This is a genomic window from Lactobacillus apis (genome assembly GCF_003150935.1).
Lineage (GTDB): Bacteria > Bacillota > Bacilli > Lactobacillales > Lactobacillaceae > Lactobacillus > Lactobacillus apis.
In genome coordinates, this window is sequence record NZ_CP029476.1 from 1631526 (window position 1) to 1647433 (window position 15908).

Genomic DNA, 15908 nt, shown 5'->3' on the forward strand with positions numbered 1-15908 from the left:
CTATGCCTTAAAAATCCCCAGTGCTGCACCAATCATTGCAATAACAATTACCATCAAAATTAGTGTAGTCATTTTACGCCCTTTTTTCAGCATCCAGTAAAGTAATCCAGTTAATAATACCGGCAAAAGCCCTGGCATTATTTGGTCTAAAATCTGCTGACCAGTTAGAGAAACACCAGCTTGGCTAAATTTTAAGGCCAATTTAAAATTAACTGTACTTGGTACGATTGCACCAATCACTGCAATACCCCAGACAGATACAGCATCTGTTAATGCAGATAGCTTATCGCTCATGCTAGTCATGAGCGTTGCACCAGACTCATAACCGACTTTATAAAGAAAAGATCTTAAGAAAAAGAATAGAACATAGACTGCAAAATAAATCCACATACCAATGCTGTTACCATGCTTGCCCATTGAGGCAGCAATTGCACCAAGTACTGTTGGAAATAGAACCCAAATAAGTGCGTCACCGATACCCGAGAATGGCCCCATTAAAGCAGTTTTCAAGTCTTGAACCGCTTGTAATGACTTGGTTTTTCCTTTTTCTTCAACCGCCAAAGTCGCTCCTGTAATGATTGGAGACATCCAAGGATTACAATTATAAAATTTAAATTGATTATCAATTGAAGCCTGTAAACCATCAGGGTCGTCTTTATATATTTTACTTAAAGCTGGAAACAATTCCCATACAAGAGTAGCTGCAAACCCACTATCATAGTTGTAAGTACTAATGGCTAGATAATGTCGTCTCATGGCACGCCATATATCCTTTTTATTTAAAACTCTTCCTTCTTGTATAGTATTTTTTTCTTTACTCATCTTCCATATCCTCCTGACTTAAACCATTTGCACTTGTTCCTGCATTACTACTAGTTGAATAGTTCATAAATGTTGGTATTGCACCTGCAATACCAATTAATGCAACTCCTAAAACAGGCATCTTCAAATAAGCAGATAAGGCAAAGCCAACCAATAACCAGTAACCATATTTTTTCAATGGCATGTAGGATAGAAGCATTGCCATTCCGACCGCTGGTAGCATTCCACCAGCAACGTTCAGACCGACAGTAAACCAAGTTGGCATAAAATTGAGAATAGCATTAACAACTGGCCTGCCAAATAAGACGGCAATAAAAACAGGTACAGCTGACTCAAGAGGCATTAATGATGTCATTACAGGAATTAGCATCCGCATCTTACGGTATTGACGCTTATTGGCCAATTCATGTGCTTTATTAGTAATAAATGAGTTGAGAATCTTTAATAGAACATCTAACTGAATACAAATCATTCCAACTGGAACACCTAATGCCAGTCCTGCTGCCATACCTTTTCCAGTACCAATTGCAACAGCAGTCGAAATCATTGCAGCAACCGCATAATCCGGAGCAGAGCTACCACCTAGGGCAGCAACTCCCAATGACATTAATTGGATGGTTGCTCCAACAACAAGTCCCATTTGAAAGTCGCCCAATACAGCCCCTACAATGCAGGACCAGAACATATAATTCATTGGAACTATTTGTGTTGTTTCAAAATCTAATCTTTGTATATAAGCCAAAATAGTGACTAAAATTACTTGCCAAATTGTAAACCCCATAATTAAGCACCAGCCTTTTTATTACGTAAAACTTTAGCTACATCTACACTGTCATCCTGTGGAACATATTTAGAGATTACTTTGCATCCCTTATCAATAATTGCCTGATATGTTTTCTCCTGCTCAGGCTTAATATAAGCCCTCTTAGTCACTTTTATTGCATTATCAAAGGTCAATGTTCCGCCTAACACGAGCTCATTCAGGTCCTCGCCTTGATTAAGGAGATCAAGAAAAACATCTGGCGTCTGTGAAATGATGAAAACCTTTTGCCGATCATATTTATGATTCTTAAAGTTATCTAGAGCAGTTTGCTTAGAAATTATAGATACAGCCATTCCCGAAGGACGTCCCAATTTCATTGCCTGCTTTTTTTGCGGGTCATCTGCCACGTTGTCATCAATCACCATTACTCTTGTAGCTCCTGAATCTGGTGCCCAACTAGTTGCAACAATACCATGAAGTAATCTGTTATCAATTCTTGCTCCTACAATTGCCATTATTTTTCCTCCTAAAAAACAAAAAACCAAAATAATAATCCTTAACACTGCAAAAGTCCGTGCTAATAATCCTTATTTTGGTTTCGCCAGTTTCTAAACTGTTACGATCCGTTATTCATATTTTTCGCTTATTATATTATCAGCTATACATTAATCATGCAAGCGCTTTTTTATAATATTAGCAATCTCGATACACATGTCTTCTGCCTGCGGTTCCGAACCAAAAAAGTTGAGACTTCCATGGTCACACCCTAAATATTTAATAACATTCAACTGTACGTCGTGCTCTAGTGCCTTTTTTATAAATTCTTCTGCCACCAATGTAATCAAATCATATTGATTTAAAATAAAAGTTATTGGTGGTATTTTGCTCCAGTCTCTAACATTAAAGAAATCTACTACTTCGTCCCTTGGATCTATCTTGTAGTGTAAATAATTTTTTTCAAAATTATCAATAGAATTAAGCATTCGACAAACCCTATTTTTTGCATACTGTTCATCCTCAGGACAAACGTCAAATTTGCTCCAATCATAATAAGGTTTCATATCATTATCAATAGCAGGATATAATTCCACTGCTCTAGCGATAATTGAGGTATCTTTCATTAAAACAATGCATGAATTGATTAGGCTACTTCCCGCACTGTCACCAGCCAAAACTAATTTTTCACTATTTGATCCAAGTAGTTCGTGATTTTCACTTGCCCACTTAATAATCCCCATAGCATCATTAATTGCTGCTGGATAAGGATTTTCCGGTGCCAATCGATACTGCGGAAAAATAACGGTAGCTTGTGCCTGTTCAGCAATATACTTCATTTGCTTACCGAATTCTTCAATTTTGCCTGTCATAAAAGCTCCTCCATGGAAATAAACCAAAATAGGGTTAGCTTTATTAGCATGCTCAGCTTTAAAGACAAAAGTATCGACGTAATGGTCATGATCAACTTCTACTAGTTGCTCTTCTTCGCTCACTTCACTTGTTGTTAAATCATAAGTAATATTTTCAGGTCGGTTTCGATCAAAATTTAATGAAAATGGTTTAGAACCTATTCCTTCACTCATTTTTTTCTGAATAATTGTTTTGACATGTGGGTCAACGATATCTAACCTTGTTTCTCCCTTTTGACCTGGTACCGGTTTAACTAATTCTTCTACTCCGTTAATAACTTCTACTCTTGCATTTTTCTGTAGTTCAGTTATTAATTCTTCAGAATACTGCCTTTGTTCCATTTCTACTCTCCTTATTGCTCAAAAAAACCGAAAAAGCATACAATTATGCATACTTTTTCGGTTTCGCCAGTTTCTAAACTGTTACGATCCAACTTGAATGTAAATTTATAGTAGCACATCTGTACTATTTTGGAAAGCGCTTCCCAGATTTTTTATAGTAAAGACTTAGTACCTAGCAGTATTAATAACACCCCAGTAGTTGGCTTCATATACTTTGTGATCTTTGTTTTTGCCAGTAGTTGCGCCAATTTAGGAGCAATGATTGCTCCTACTAATGCACCAATCATTAATGGTAGTCCGGCTGCCCAATCTACTTGACCTCCTGCAATGTGAAACAGTGCACCTGTAGCGGTCATAAATACTAAAACATAAGTTGAGGTTGCTGTTGCCTGAAAGTCCTTTAAGCCAAGCAAAAACAGTTCAGCAATAATTACAGCTCCTCCGCTCATTCCTGCAACACCGACCATTAGTCCACCAAAAATCCCGAATAAACTTGCCTGCAATCTGGCATGGCCTTGCTTATGCATTGAATCCGAAGTCTTATTTTTCTTTTGGATGAGCATGTTGATACCAAGTAAAATTAAGACTATGCCTATCAACCATTTGTACAAATTAGCAGGAATATATTTTGATAAGAGTGCACCAACTATTACAGCAGGAATTGCTGCCAATAACATTTGATTGCCAATTTTAGTATTAATTTTTCCTTGACGATAATAGCTCCATGCGCCAATAATTAATGAAGGTAAAGCAGTCATTAATGAAGTTGCCGAGGCACTTGCAGCTTTTAAGCCAAATAAACCTGTTAATATTCCCAAATAAATTGCGGCACCACCCCCACCAAACAGGATAACAAGAGTGCCTATCACCAAACCGATTAGCAATAATAGAAAAATTTTCATTATATTTGCCTTCTTAAATATTAAACACTAAACTATATTTACAATATGTAATTATAGTTTACACATTGTAACAGTCAAGTCTATTCGAGGTTAATAATGCCACGTCAAATTTTATCCAAACAAAAAATCATTGAAACTAGCGTTTCTTTAATCGAATCAGGCAGTGAACTAAGTTTTTCGCTAGTTGCCCAACAATTAGGTACACGCTCACAAGCACTTTATAGTTATTTCTCTAATCAACAAGAATTAAGCTATTGTGTCGTTGCTTGGGCTATCAACCAAGTAAGTCAGCAACTTCAACAAAAAATCTTTGGGCAAACAGGAATCAAGGGCATTATCGCTTTGGCTACAGAGTTCCGCTCACTTGCACTTAAGCATTTCAAACTAACTCAGCTAGTTCTAAAAATGCCTCGGACTAATGCTTATCCCGAAGTAACTGCAGCCTTTGAGCAGCTACGCTCTTTGATAAATCAACTATTGGCTACTGAATACTCAGATCCAAAACAGCAGTTGCTTGCTAGTCGCTATCTTCGTGATTTAACTATCGGCGATATTGTAAATGTTGGAACTGGTTGGTTTGCGGATAAATCACTACCTGCTGATAAGAGTTTTCCAAAAATGTTAGAACAGGTTCTAAAGAACATTGCCAATTAAAAAGGTGCCGAGATTTGATATCTCGGCACCTTTTCTATTTTAATTAATCAATTGTTTGGACCCAGCCCTCTGGTCCCTCTTGCTTTCCATATTGAATATCAACTAGCTCATTATAAAGCTTAGTTGTTACAGGACCTGTTTCTGTTTCACTGTAAATGACATGCTTTTTACCTTCATAAGTGATCGAACCTACTGGTGAAATAACAGCCGCAGTGCCCATAGCTCCAGCTTCTTTCATGTTAAAGGCTTCTTCTAAAGTGATTTGTCTTTCCACTGGATTTAAGCCCTGCTTTTTAGCTAGTTCCAGCAGTGACCTCTTGGTAATTGAGATCAAGATTGATTTAGATTTTGGTGTAACAAATTGACCTTCTTGGGTAATACCGTAAAAATTAGCGCCACCAAATTCATCAACATATTTGTGCTCTCGTGGGTCAAGGTATAAACAATCCGCAAAGCCATTTTTATGAGCTTCAACTGATGGCAGCAAACTGCTGGCATAGTTACCAGAGGTCTTTGCTTGACCCGTACCAGCATAAGCAGCACGGTCATATTCACTAACAATATAATCTGCTGGGTTAAGCCCCTTAATATATGCGCCAACCGGAACAGCAAAAATCCTGAAGGTATATTCATCAGCAGCTTGAACACCCAAAACATTAGATGTTCCAATCATGAAAGGACGTAAATATAGTGTTGCGCCACTGTCATAAGGTGGTACATATTCCTTATTTGCTAAAACTACTTGCTTAACGGCTTCAACAAAGCGATCTTCTGGAAATGGTGGCATTGCCAAACGCTCAGCAGATAACGCAAATCGATGCGCATTTTCATCGGGACGAAACAAGTTAATCTTACCGTCTTCTCTACGATAAGCCTTCAGTCCTTCAAAAATTTCTTGACCGTAGTGCAAAATTTCTGCACCCTCGGAAAGAACAAGAGTAGAATCTTCAATCAATTTTCCTTCTTGCCACTCGCCGTCTTTATATTTGGCTTCATAACGATATGGTAAATCGCGATAAACAAAGCCTAAATTTTTCCAGTCAAGGTCTTCTACTTTTTGTTTCATAGCAATGCTCCTACTTTTTCCTTAAAAACTTCAGTTAAAAATCTCTTTTTAACTTTTAATTATTATTTAATTGTTAACTAATGTAAACCATAATTTTACTACTGTCAACAGCTTTCCAAAGATTAATTCTAAGAGTCTCTCCGTCAAAAATGTCACACGTGAAACACCACCTTATTTACTCGTAAAAAAGTTTATAAAGCAAAAAAGCCATTCCTTTCGGAATGCCTTTTAAGCAACGATTATTCTTTTGTTTCTTCAGCTTCAGTTTGCTCATCATTTGAATCAGCTTTTGGCTCAATATCTAAAATTACTTCACCATTGAGATAAACATGCTTATCATCAGCAGTAAATTTAACTTCTTTAGTATCTGGCTCTTTTAGCAATAATTTAGCGATTGGCGTCTCCATGTCTTGTTCAACTACTCGACGAAGAGGACGTGCACCAAATTTCTTGTCATAACCTTTTTCAGCGAAGTAAGCTTTAGCATCATCAGAAACTTCAACTTTAACATCTTTCTTTGCCAAGACATGTGACATCTTCTTTAGGTAAATGTCGATGATCTTAGTCATGTCAGTTTCAGTCAATGAATTAAATGGCACAATTGCGTCTAATCTGTTCAAAAATTCTGGTCTGAAGTATGCTTCTAAGGCCTTAATCATCTTATCGTGATCCACTTTGCCATCTTTTAACAAGTTGTCAGAGTAACCAGCGTTTGAGGTCATAATTAGAATTGTGTCCTTGAAGGAAACAGTTCTGCCTTGAGCATCTGTTAAACGCCCATCATCCATAATCTGCAATAATGCGTTGAAGACTTGTGGGTTAGCTTTCTCTATTTCATCAAACAGAATTAAGCTGTAAGGTTGGTGGCGAACTTTTTCAGTTAATTGTCCGCCTTCACCGTAACCAACGTAGCCAGGTGCTGAACCAATTAACTTGTTAACTGCCATTTGATCTTGATATTCTGACATATCAAGCCGAATTAGATGATCTTCACCACCAAATAATTGAATAGCAAGTTGTTTAGCCAATTCTGTCTTGCCTACACCAGTTGGTCCAGTTAGCAAGAACGAACCAGTAGGACGATTGTTATCTTTGAAGACTTGCTTACGAGCAATTGCATCAGTAATAACATCAACAGCATTGTCCTGATCAATAACAGCTTTCTTCAATTTTTCTGCTAAGTTGAGATTCTTTTGACTTTCGTTAGCGTGTAATTCGCTCATTGGAATCTTGGTCTTAGCTTCAATTAAAGCGTAGATATCTTGATCAGTTACCTTTGGTGTTGCAGTTTCATCAATATGCTCGGCCTGTTCTTGAAGTTTTTCAATTCTCTTCTTCAAGTCGCTTGCCTTTGCATAGTCTTCATTTTTAGCTGCTTCTGCTTTTTCTCTTTCAAGACTGCTAATTCTCTTTTTCAGAGTGGCTTCATCACTTGGAACGCTATCGAGACCTTTTTTAGCACCGGCTTCATCCATTAAGTCGATTGCTTTGTCAGGTAAATAACGTCCCTGAATATACCGTTGTGACAATTCAACTGCTAAACGCAAAGCACTGTCACTGTATTTAACGTGGTGATAGTCTTCATATTTCTTCTTTAACCCTTCCAGGATTTTAACAGTTACATCAGTTGAAGGTTCTGGAACTTGGACTGGTTGGAAACGGCGTGCTAGAGCAGCATCATTTTCAATTCTACGGTATTCCCCTGTTGTAGTTGCACCGATTAAGTTTAAGTCGCCACTTGCCAAAGCAGGTTTCAAAATGTTTGCGGCATCACCACTATTGTTTTCAGAATCTGTTGAACCAGCACCAACAATGTTATGAATTTCATCAATAAACAAAATGATGTTAGGATTCTTCTTTGCTTCGTCAATGACTTTCTTCAGGCGCTCTTCAAAACTACCACGTAGACTTGAACCTGCAACCATGTCATTAATATTAATTGCAATAATGTGCTTGTCCTTCATCTTGTCAGGAACATCACCTTGAGCAATCTTTTGAGCTAGACCTTCAACAATTGCAGTTTTGCCAACTCCCGCAGGACCTACCAAAACTGGATTGTTCTTCTTACGTCTACTCAAAATTTCTATTACTTCTTGGATTTGCTCATCACGACCGATTACCGGATCGTATTTATTGTTTTTAGCTTGTTCAACCAAGTCAACACCAATTGGTTTCTCCTTTTTTGGTTGACCAGGCATTTGTTCGCTCTGATTAATTCCTTGTGGAGAAATGTTCATGCTTGAATAGTGAACTGGGATAGAGCCATTATTATCATCGTTAAAGAAAGAGTTGTTAAGTTCGTTAAATAAATTATCAAATTCGTTGTCAAAATATGCCATAAATATGCACCCCTTTATAGGATAAAATTTGTAATTAGCACTCGACATCTTCGACTGCTAATTGCTTACATATAATATTCTAACAGGTTATCCACAGAATGCAACCTTTTTGCAAAACTTTTCCACATTTTATTTGTGAAATTTCTTTTGTAGCAAAAAACCTTGCAGTAATCGTGTTTACGACTGCTACAAGGCCTAGATTTTGGGTTATTTTTGATATAAATTTATGTGCTCACGCAAATATTTTGCCGTTAAACTATCTTTCTGGTGTGAAATATCCACAGGTGTCCCACAGGCAATTATTTTTCCACCGTTCAATCCGCCACGCGGACCCATGTCAATCATATAATCACTATTGGCCATAATATCGAGGTCATGTGTAATTGTAATGATTGTTGCATGCTGGTCTAACAATTTTTGAAAAACCTGCAGCAACGTTCTAACGTCACTTGGGTGCAAGCCCACGGTTGGCTCATCGAAAACAAAGAGGCTGCCCTTTTGTTGGCGGTGAATATGGCTGGTTAATTTCAATCGTTGCGCTTCTCCACCTGATAATGCTGGCGTTGATTCTCCTAAGTGAAGGTATCCTAAGCCCATATCATGCAGAGTTTCAATCGTCTTAGCAATTTTTGGTTCATCCCCAAAAAGATTTTCTTTCAATGCATCATCAACTGAATAATCTAACACATCCGCAATACTTAAATCATGCCATTTAACTCTTAAAACGTCCTGATTAAAGCGATGCCCGCCGCATACAGAACATGTCTCCACCATGTCCGGTAAATATTGAATATCAAGCGAAATTACCCCAGTTCCTCCACATGCCGGACATGCTCCTTCTTTATTATTATATGAAAAATGGGAGGCACGATATTTCAACTTTTTAGCGAGCGGCTGCTGGGCAAATAACTTACGTAAGTTATCCATAATGTCTGTGTATGTTGCTACCGTGGAACGTTGGTTTTTACCAACGGGTGACGAGTCGACGCTGATCACATTTTTGATGCCATTGCTTGTAAGACTAGTCACCCACTCAGGTTTAGCACTGCCTTCTTTTTCAGCCTTCAGAGCTGGTAAAAGTGAGTCTAGAATCAAAGTCGTTTTTCCAGCACCGGAAAAGCCTGTAACAGAAGTAAGGCGTCCGACTGGTATCTCAGCATGGAAATCTTTCAAGTTGAAGCGTTTATTAACAGTTAAAGCAATTGTGCCATCTTTAAAAAGATCATCAGGTTTAGCACTTTTTCTTACATATAACGGTGCATCCCCAGTTAAATATTCCCCTATTAATGAAGCATTAGTTTGCTCAATTTCTTTCGGGGATCCTTGCGCAATTATTTGACCACCTTCTGAACCCGAACCAGGACCAATTTCAATTATCCAATCAGCTGCCTCAATAATAGAAGTTTCATGGTCAACAACAACAAGCGAATTACCTTGGTTGACGAGCTCATGGAAGACCTCAATTAAGCCGGCAACATTATCTGGATGCAGTCCAACAGATGGCTCGTCCAAAACATAGAGCACTCCCGTCGTCTCTGTCCTCAAGGTCCGACCAAGCTGAATCCGTTGCAATTCACCAGTAGATAAGCTATTAGCTTGACGATCTAAGCTTAAGTAGTCTAGACCTAATTTTAGTAATGGTTTAACCTGATGCATCAGTTCACCAGTTAAGTTTTCAGCTAAATCATGCATGTCTGCTGGAAGCCATGCCATAATTTTCTTTAAATAGTCTGCTAGTTCACCTAGCGTAAGTTTTTCAGCCTCGATGATGTTCTTCCCTGCCACCAACTGATTCCAACGACTTGGATCAATCCGATAACCGTGACAGCGTGGACAAGGCTTGAACCGATAAAAAGAGTTGATTCTTTCTAAGCCGCGTTCGGACTTAGTCGTTTTGCGTGAATTTGCGACAGCATTATAGGCATTTTCATAAAGTGCGTCAAGGTGATAAACTCGCCCAGTCGAAGTTGGAATATCAACTGGTATTTTCCGTTCCTCACCGTGTAAAACAATTTCTTTTTCATCCTCGGACAATTCTTTATATGGAACATCTGTCCGAACACCTAGCTCACGGGCAATACGCCACATCCAATTTCTTCCGGGGATTTGCCATGTGGCAACTGCGCCATTTTCCAATGATAGATTTTCATCTGCAATAATCTTATCATCGTCAATTTGTTCAACGGTTCCTAACCCCTGACACTTTTGACATGCACCATCTGAGTTAAAAGCAAAGTCTTCAGCACTAAAAGCATAAAACTGAACACCGCAGGTTGGACAAGTAACACGTCCCATTGCCTCTCCAGTTAAGTCCATCGCTTCAGCAATTTTAATGGTTGGCGCTAGTCTATGACCATTAGGACATACAGGTGATCCTAAGCGTGAAAAAATTAAACGTAGAACGTTAAAAACCTCTGTTACTGTGCCTACGGTTGACCGAACTCCAGGAACAGTTGGGCGCTGGCGCAAAGCAAGGGCAGAAGGAATATGACGTACTTCATCCACTTGTGCCCTACCGACCTGACTAATCCGCCTTTTAGTATAAGCTGCAAGTGAATCGAGATAACGTCGTGCTCCCTCTGAATAAAGAATCCCCATTGCGAGACTCGATTTCCCCGAACCGCTCAAGCCTGAGATTGCCACGAACTTATGTAGTGGGATATCAACATTAATATTCTTTAAGTTATTAACTTTGCCACCGATAACTTCAATCTTAGTTGGCTGTTCATGATATTTCATCGATTACTTCTCCTTCTTCTTGGCTTTAAATTTTTCTCTGGTCTCCCAGGTCGATCAGGTTTTTTTAGCAAGTACTCCCGAATGGCTTGTATTACCTGTTTATTTTGTGGTAAATCCGAGTGGTCTGCCTTTTCGCCAGTGACCGTCATTGCCGTGTAAGATTTGACCTGTTTTTGAAAAATAAACTTACCTGCGGCAACACTAGTTTCTGGCACAATTCCATCCGATTCATAGCTTTTACCACCAGATAACGAGTAGACTTTCAAGCTTTCTGGAAGTGCTGTACGGTTTTTAATAAAATCGGCTAGCATTTGTGTACGGTTATTGATGTTATTTTCGGTAAAATTGTAAGGTGTTCCCAATGTCATCAACCGCTTAATCCTTACATCATCAGAATACTGCGCATAGTAGTGTTCTAACCAGTATGTCCAAATAAGACCACCATTTGAATGCCCAAACGCCTTAAAGTTATTAAATTTATAATTTTGCATCAAAGATGTAAAGGCAACGTCTAGCCAAAAAGCCTGTTTTTTGATATTGCCATAACCGTCTTTATTATTGGCAAAACCAATAATGATTATCGGTTCCTGATCATTTTTATTAATCGAACCACTATACGATAATTTTGCTTCACGTGAAACAGTAACTTTAAGAACGCTATGCTCATTCATTGTCGTTTTGTTCAACTGATCAATTAGTTCATTAAAGCGCTCAGTTGTGGCACTCGAGCCGGGTACCATGATGACTGGTGAAAGCAGCGAGCGACTACGCTCTGCGTGCGCATTATTCTCCTTTTCCATCCAATAATAGCTGGGAATGGCAATCACTACTAACAACGCCACTAGCATCAGCAGCCATTTAAAATTAGGATTCTTTCGTACCCGCATTAGAACTGTCTTCCTTTCCCAGCCCATAACATTTCCTCAACCTGTTCATTAATTTTCATAATCGGCCACATGATACAAACATCGAGTACAAAAAGCGCAATAGTAAACCATAAAGTCCCCCAATTGCCATTAGTGCCAAAAAAGGAAAGCAACACTCCAGGCGTTCCTTTCAATATTGGGTAAACACACACTGGAATCATGTGTAAACTAATCGCTAATCCGGCCAATGCCATATTAACCAACGGAATAATGACACTAGGTAGAACAAAGAGCGGATTAAGAATTACCGGTAAGCCTGCCGAAAAACCCAAGCTTGAGCCAAACGCTACCGGTAACAAATTGATTTTTGCAACGGCAACATTGATTTTGTTGTTTTCTTGTGTGCGCCGCATAAGCAAAACAACTATAATAGCTAAAATCACACTGGCACCGCCCATCGTGCCATATGTTTTGATTAGAGAACTACCTAGAAATTTGTAAGGCACATTCCAAGAACTACCGTTCTGAAAAGCATAGGTCAAGTTTTCGGCTGTATATGCATTGCTCGTCGTACCGGAAAGTGCGTGAAGTGGATAGCCGATTCCCATCCAGTTCAAGAGTGTCGTTATTGCCGACAAAAACAAAACTTCTGCCAAATTATTAGTCGTTTGCATTCGACCAACTAATTCACTAAAGCTTGCCGTATCAAGCACCTTTATTTGTAACTCATAGCGAGCAATCCCGAGCAAAATTCCAAAAACAAGAGATATCATAAATGGCAAGGTAGCATTCCAAACTCGCCTTCGTAGCCACTTCGTGTCCTCATTTTCCACTTGCTGATAATTTTTACCGCATAAATGAAAAATTTGCCCTACACCAAAGCCAACAAGCAACGCAATAAAAAGGGCATTTATTTGTAAAAAACCACCTGTAAAAGAGCCATGTCTTGGCCGACTATTGCTTGTTGCATATGAGCAAAAAAGCATAATTAAAACCGCAGCGATTCCCGACATTGTGGAATCTTTGTGGTAGATTCGCGCCGTGTATCGCGCCATAAAAAAGCTGGCGTAAATACCAAAAACGCCAAAGGTAACTTCAATCATGCCACGACAAACAAACGAGCCTGCATACCAAAAGTGATCTGTCATAATCTTATCTAGGCCAAAGATATTATAAATTAGGCCATCTGGTGAGAAAATCAAATCATTAAAAAGATTAAAATATGTTCCAATCACAGCAATTGGCATTAACATCACCAGGGTTCTTTGCGTGGCGCGGAAAAATGACCACTGCCTGATTTTTAATATAGTTTTAGTAGATAAGTTAATCATTGAGTAAGTCCTACTTTGTTGTATCTCTTTGAATTAAAATATTACTCCAATTGTCTAAGGGCTTCAATTTTTTAAGTGTGGCAGCAAATGATTAATTTGCCGTCTTGCAACCTAGCGAAAATGTTATAATAGAAACGATTACTAGAAGGTGGAAAAATGAGTAGGAAAAAAATTGAATTAAATGGAAAAGTAGAAAAACTGGCAGAAAAGTATCTTCAGATTACCGGAACTGACTTAGATGACCTGACCAACGCTGCTTTAAAGGCTTATCTCATTGATCATTTAAATTCCAATCAAATTAAGGAAGCACTAAAGGATTCTGATGATATCAGTTCAGAATATGCGGGAAAATTGTTTAATCTTGACGATTTAAACAGATTCTAATTAATATCTATAAAATGAAAAGACAACTAAGCTGTAAATAATCAACTTAGTTGTCTTTTATTATGAATAAAGTCATGCTTAAGGATGTCCATTCTAAGACTACATTGTTCTACTATCTCAATAATTATTAATCTTCAAACCATATTTCGTTGCACGTGCGTTACCAAATTTCTCAATTTTGCCATCTTCTCGCATTTTTTTAAGCGCGCGACGAATTGTTATCTCACTGTACTGGGGAATACTATTATTAATTTCCTTGATAGATAATGGCTGCAAGGCCTTTCTCAAAGTCTTCAAAACAAGTTTATCGACAGGTAAATCTGATTGATTAATAATGCTCATTAGCTCATTAAATTCACGATAGTCTTCCAAAACTACACTTAAAAAATAATCCAAGAATGGTAAATAATCATTGGTATTATCCATCCAACCGACCGAGCTCTCTTTTAAAACTCGATAGTACTCTGACTTAGTATCTTCTATAGATTTTTCAATACTAACATATTTTCCTACGTCAAAGCCTGCTTTATACATTGTCAGCAACATCAACAAACGCGACATTCGGCCATTACCATCTCGAAATGGATGAATCGATACGAAGTCAAAAACAAATGCGCCCGATAAAATCAATGGAGAAAATCTATTAGTATTAGCCTGTAAAGCTTGATTATAAGAATCACACAGCTCCTGTACCAACTGCGGTGTAAGAAGTGCAGATAGTGGATTAAATCTAGCTTCTCGCCGTCCGTCAGAATATTCAGTAATAATTTGGTTATCACTATCTTTAAATTGTCCGCCCCAAGTGCTATCAGTATAAGCGAATAATCTTTTATGTAAATCTAAAATTGAATTAGAATTTATCGGTATATAATCATATTGCTCATGAATTAGTTCCAATACATTACGATAGCCTGAGATTTCTTGCTCACTTCTATTCCTAGGATCGGTCTTTTTTTCCATAATTTTGTTAAGTCGCTCATTAGTGGTATAGATTCCTTCAATTCTATTAGATGCACTAGTACTCTGAACTTTAGCAACTTCAACTAATCTATTTAAAGTATCGCGATAATTAGTTTCATAACTGTCTGTTTTTCCGCTAAGGTTGTAAATCTGCGTTAGTTTGTTTATTAATGTGTTTGTATATTTAAAATTATTGAGTTTTTGATAATCAAACTTCTTAATCGCCATCACCCACTTTATCTTGCTCATCCCATTAATATCTTGATCATTTTATCCTAAATGATCAAGATATTCAAAAGATGATTATGATACTTTGCATTACTACTCTTTTTTCCTTAAAAAACCACCTAAGTAAAATTACTTAAGTGGCTTTCTTAGCAGATACTCTATTATTATCCGCGGCTTATTCTAACTAATATAGTTATTCCTGCATTAAGTGCCTAATTTTTAGCCTTAATTACTGAATTGATCACCTGCTAAGTTGCGATAAAAATTGGCTTTAGTCGTTGAAATATAGGGAACTAACCAGAGATAGCCAATTCCAAGCGTAATGATACCGAGCAGGTACCAAGGAATGAAGCTTAAGTCTAAGACAAACAGTTCCCACTTATGGCCTTTCATCAACTGGCGACTTGCAGTAATGGCAGTAGTAGCGTGTACTTCTTTCCCACTAGCTACCATATCATTAACAATGTATGGTGTTAATGCGTAAGAGTATGATTTAACAATCCCAGGGATGATTAACAACAGCGTCCAAAGCCATTGAAAAATGTAGCTTAAAAAGTAATTAAGAAACTCAGGAATAAAGCGGCCATCAGTGAAAACAGCGAAAAGTCCCTTAATATAGCCCATTTTTTCGCCATGAATGAAGTGAAGAAACACAAGTGGAAAACTAACAAAAAAGAACCCACTTAAAATGTCTAGGACATCTTCGCCAAGCGCACGAGCCCAGCCATTAGGAGCAAGAATAGAAACAATGGATGCGCCTCCCATAACATCATTAACGCCATTGGTAGTTTGGAGCGACCGGTTAACACTAGGCACTAAAAAGATGGTATAAACGACGGTAAAAATAAGCGTCACTAAAACAGCCCAACCCCAATTGTGTCGAAGCTGATTTTTGGCCTCCGTTTTTAGTTCTGCTCTGGTCATTATTTTATCCCCTTTATGATTTACTGTTATTGACATATTTAATTATATTCTACTCTTTTTTTCATCTGTTAGCAAAAGGCATCAAAAAAGCCTAGTTCCACCAACATCGGAACTAAGCTCACACAGTGTTTGTGCCGCCATTACTGACCACATATAGAAGTATTATATTTTCGCTACCGGAG

At 38.0% G+C, this 15908-nt stretch carries 14 protein-coding genes; 2 read left to right on the forward strand and 12 right to left on the reverse strand.

Annotation, left to right across the window (positions count from 1 at the left end):
* The 5 genes from DKL56_RS07615 to DKL56_RS07635 all read right to left on the reverse strand — a co-directional run bounded on the left by DKL56_RS07615 (nucleotide 1) and on the right by DKL56_RS07635 (nucleotide 4235).
* Nucleotides 1–822: a PTS system mannose/fructose/sorbose family transporter subunit IID gene (locus DKL56_RS07615; protein WP_109715978.1), complete on the reverse strand. Its 822-nt coding sequence runs from the start codon at nucleotides 820–822 to the stop codon at nucleotides 1–3.
* The gene (locus DKL56_RS07620; protein ID WP_109715979.1) at nucleotides 815–1603 is read right to left on the reverse strand and encodes a PTS mannose/fructose/sorbose/N-acetylgalactosamine transporter subunit IIC; all 789 of its coding nucleotides are present in this window, start codon (nucleotides 1601–1603) and stop codon (nucleotides 815–817) included. Before DKL56_RS07620 ends, DKL56_RS07615 begins: the two co-directional genes overlap by 8 nt.
* Nucleotides 1604–1605: 2 nt before the next feature.
* Complete coding sequence (locus tag DKL56_RS07625) at nucleotides 1606–2100, reverse strand: PTS sugar transporter subunit IIB (RefSeq protein ID WP_109715980.1); 495 nt, start codon at nucleotides 2098–2100, stop codon at nucleotides 1606–1608.
* 150 nt (nucleotides 2101–2250) lie between these two features.
* The gene (locus DKL56_RS07630; protein ID WP_109715981.1) at nucleotides 2251–3333 is read right to left on the reverse strand and encodes an alpha/beta hydrolase; all 1083 of its coding nucleotides are present in this window, start codon (nucleotides 3331–3333) and stop codon (nucleotides 2251–2253) included.
* Nucleotides 3334–3485: 152 nt separating this feature from the next.
* Nucleotides 3486–4235, reverse strand: a complete 750-nt coding sequence (locus DKL56_RS07635) for a sulfite exporter TauE/SafE family protein (protein ID WP_109715982.1) — start codon at nucleotides 4233–4235, stop codon at nucleotides 3486–3488.
* A 96-nt stretch (nucleotides 4236–4331) separates the two neighbouring features.
* Here DKL56_RS07635 and DKL56_RS07640 point away from each other — a divergent pair, with 96 nt between their 5' ends.
* Entirely contained in the window at nucleotides 4332–4889 is a 558-nt protein-coding gene (locus DKL56_RS07640; protein ID WP_109715983.1) for a TetR/AcrR family transcriptional regulator, read from the forward strand.
* A gap of 43 nt (nucleotides 4890–4932) precedes the next feature.
* Here the strand turns inward: DKL56_RS07640 and DKL56_RS07645 are convergent, their stop codons facing one another.
* The 5 genes from DKL56_RS07645 to DKL56_RS07665 all read right to left on the reverse strand — a co-directional run bounded on the left by DKL56_RS07645 (nucleotide 4933) and on the right by DKL56_RS07665 (nucleotide 13230).
* A complete protein-coding gene (locus DKL56_RS07645; protein WP_109715984.1) occupies nucleotides 4933–5955 on the reverse strand; it encodes a branched-chain amino acid aminotransferase in 1023 nt (340 codons plus the stop codon).
* Nucleotides 5956–6194: 239 nt separating this feature from the next.
* The gene (locus tag DKL56_RS07650; protein WP_109715985.1) at nucleotides 6195–8294 is read right to left on the reverse strand and encodes an ATP-dependent Clp protease ATP-binding subunit; all 2100 of its coding nucleotides are present in this window, start codon (nucleotides 8292–8294) and stop codon (nucleotides 6195–6197) included.
* 207 nt (nucleotides 8295–8501) lie between these two features.
* A complete protein-coding gene (locus tag DKL56_RS07655; RefSeq protein WP_109715986.1) occupies nucleotides 8502–11033 on the reverse strand; it encodes an AAA family ATPase in 2532 nt (843 codons plus the stop codon).
* A complete protein-coding gene (locus DKL56_RS07660; protein ID WP_239440582.1) occupies nucleotides 11030–11920 on the reverse strand; it encodes an alpha/beta hydrolase in 891 nt (296 codons plus the stop codon). Before DKL56_RS07660 ends, DKL56_RS07655 begins: the two co-directional genes overlap by 4 nt.
* Nucleotides 11920–13230 carry a PTS sugar transporter subunit IIC gene (locus DKL56_RS07665; RefSeq protein ID WP_109715988.1) on the reverse strand — a complete coding sequence of 437 codons (1311 nt, stop codon included), beginning with the start codon at nucleotides 13228–13230 and terminating at the stop codon, nucleotides 11920–11922. The genes DKL56_RS07660 and DKL56_RS07665 overlap by 1 nt, the downstream gene beginning before the upstream one ends.
* Nucleotides 13231–13386: 156 nt before the next feature.
* On the opposite strand from DKL56_RS07665, the gene DKL56_RS07670 reads away from it, so the two are divergent.
* Nucleotides 13387–13614: a hypothetical protein gene (locus tag DKL56_RS07670; protein ID WP_109715989.1), complete on the forward strand. Its 228-nt coding sequence runs from the start codon at nucleotides 13387–13389 to the stop codon at nucleotides 13612–13614.
* A gap of 117 nt (nucleotides 13615–13731) precedes the next feature.
* On the opposite strand, the gene DKL56_RS07675 is transcribed toward DKL56_RS07670, so the two are convergent.
* Nucleotides 13732–14823: a Fic family protein gene (locus DKL56_RS07675; RefSeq protein ID WP_109715990.1), complete on the reverse strand. Its 1092-nt coding sequence runs from the start codon at nucleotides 14821–14823 to the stop codon at nucleotides 13732–13734.
* A gap of 204 nt (nucleotides 14824–15027) precedes the next feature.
* A complete protein-coding gene (locus DKL56_RS07680; protein WP_162542527.1) occupies nucleotides 15028–15726 on the reverse strand; it encodes a DUF975 family protein in 699 nt (232 codons plus the stop codon).
* Between the last annotated feature and the right edge of the window lie 182 nt (nucleotides 15727–15908).

Excerpts from the sequence above, each read along its gene's own strand:
- DKL56_RS07655 (WP_109715986.1), bottom strand. The coding sequence starts at position 11,033 with ATGAAATATCATGAACAGCCAACTAAGATTGAAGTTATCGGTGGCAAA.
- DKL56_RS07675 (WP_109715990.1), bottom strand. The coding sequence starts at position 14,823 with ATGAGCAAGATAAAGTGGGTGATGGCGATTAAGAAGTTTGATTATCAA.
- DKL56_RS07660 (WP_239440582.1), bottom strand. The coding sequence starts at position 11,920 with ATGCGGGTACGAAAGAATCCTAATTTTAAATGGCTGCTGATGCTAGTG.
- DKL56_RS07645 (WP_109715984.1), bottom strand. The coding sequence starts at position 5,955 with ATGAAACAAAAAGTAGAAGACCTTGACTGGAAAAATTTAGGCTTTGTT.
- DKL56_RS07620 (WP_109715979.1), bottom strand. The coding sequence starts at position 1,603 with ATGGGGTTTACAATTTGGCAAGTAATTTTAGTCACTATTTTGGCTTAT.
- DKL56_RS07630 (WP_109715981.1), bottom strand. The coding sequence starts at position 3,333 with ATGGAACAAAGGCAGTATTCTGAAGAATTAATAACTGAACTACAGAAA.
- DKL56_RS07650 (WP_109715985.1), bottom strand. The coding sequence starts at position 8,294 with ATGGCATATTTTGACAACGAATTTGATAATTTATTTAACGAACTTAAC.
- DKL56_RS07635 (WP_109715982.1), bottom strand. The coding sequence starts at position 4,235 with ATGAAAATTTTTCTATTATTGCTAATCGGTTTGGTGATAGGCACTCTT.
- DKL56_RS07615 (WP_109715978.1), bottom strand. The coding sequence starts at position 822 with ATGAGTAAAGAAAAAAATACTATACAAGAAGGAAGAGTTTTAAATAAA.
- DKL56_RS07640 (WP_109715983.1), top strand. The coding sequence starts at position 4,332 with ATGCCACGTCAAATTTTATCCAAACAAAAAATCATTGAAACTAGCGTT.
- DKL56_RS07625 (WP_109715980.1), bottom strand. The coding sequence starts at position 2,100 with ATGGCAATTGTAGGAGCAAGAATTGATAACAGATTACTTCATGGTATT.
- DKL56_RS07665 (WP_109715988.1), bottom strand. The coding sequence starts at position 13,230 with ATGATTAACTTATCTACTAAAACTATATTAAAAATCAGGCAGTGGTCA.
- DKL56_RS07680 (WP_162542527.1), bottom strand. The coding sequence starts at position 15,726 with ATGACCAGAGCAGAACTAAAAACGGAGGCCAAAAATCAGCTTCGACAC.
- DKL56_RS07670 (WP_109715989.1), top strand. The coding sequence starts at position 13,387 with ATGAGTAGGAAAAAAATTGAATTAAATGGAAAAGTAGAAAAACTGGCA.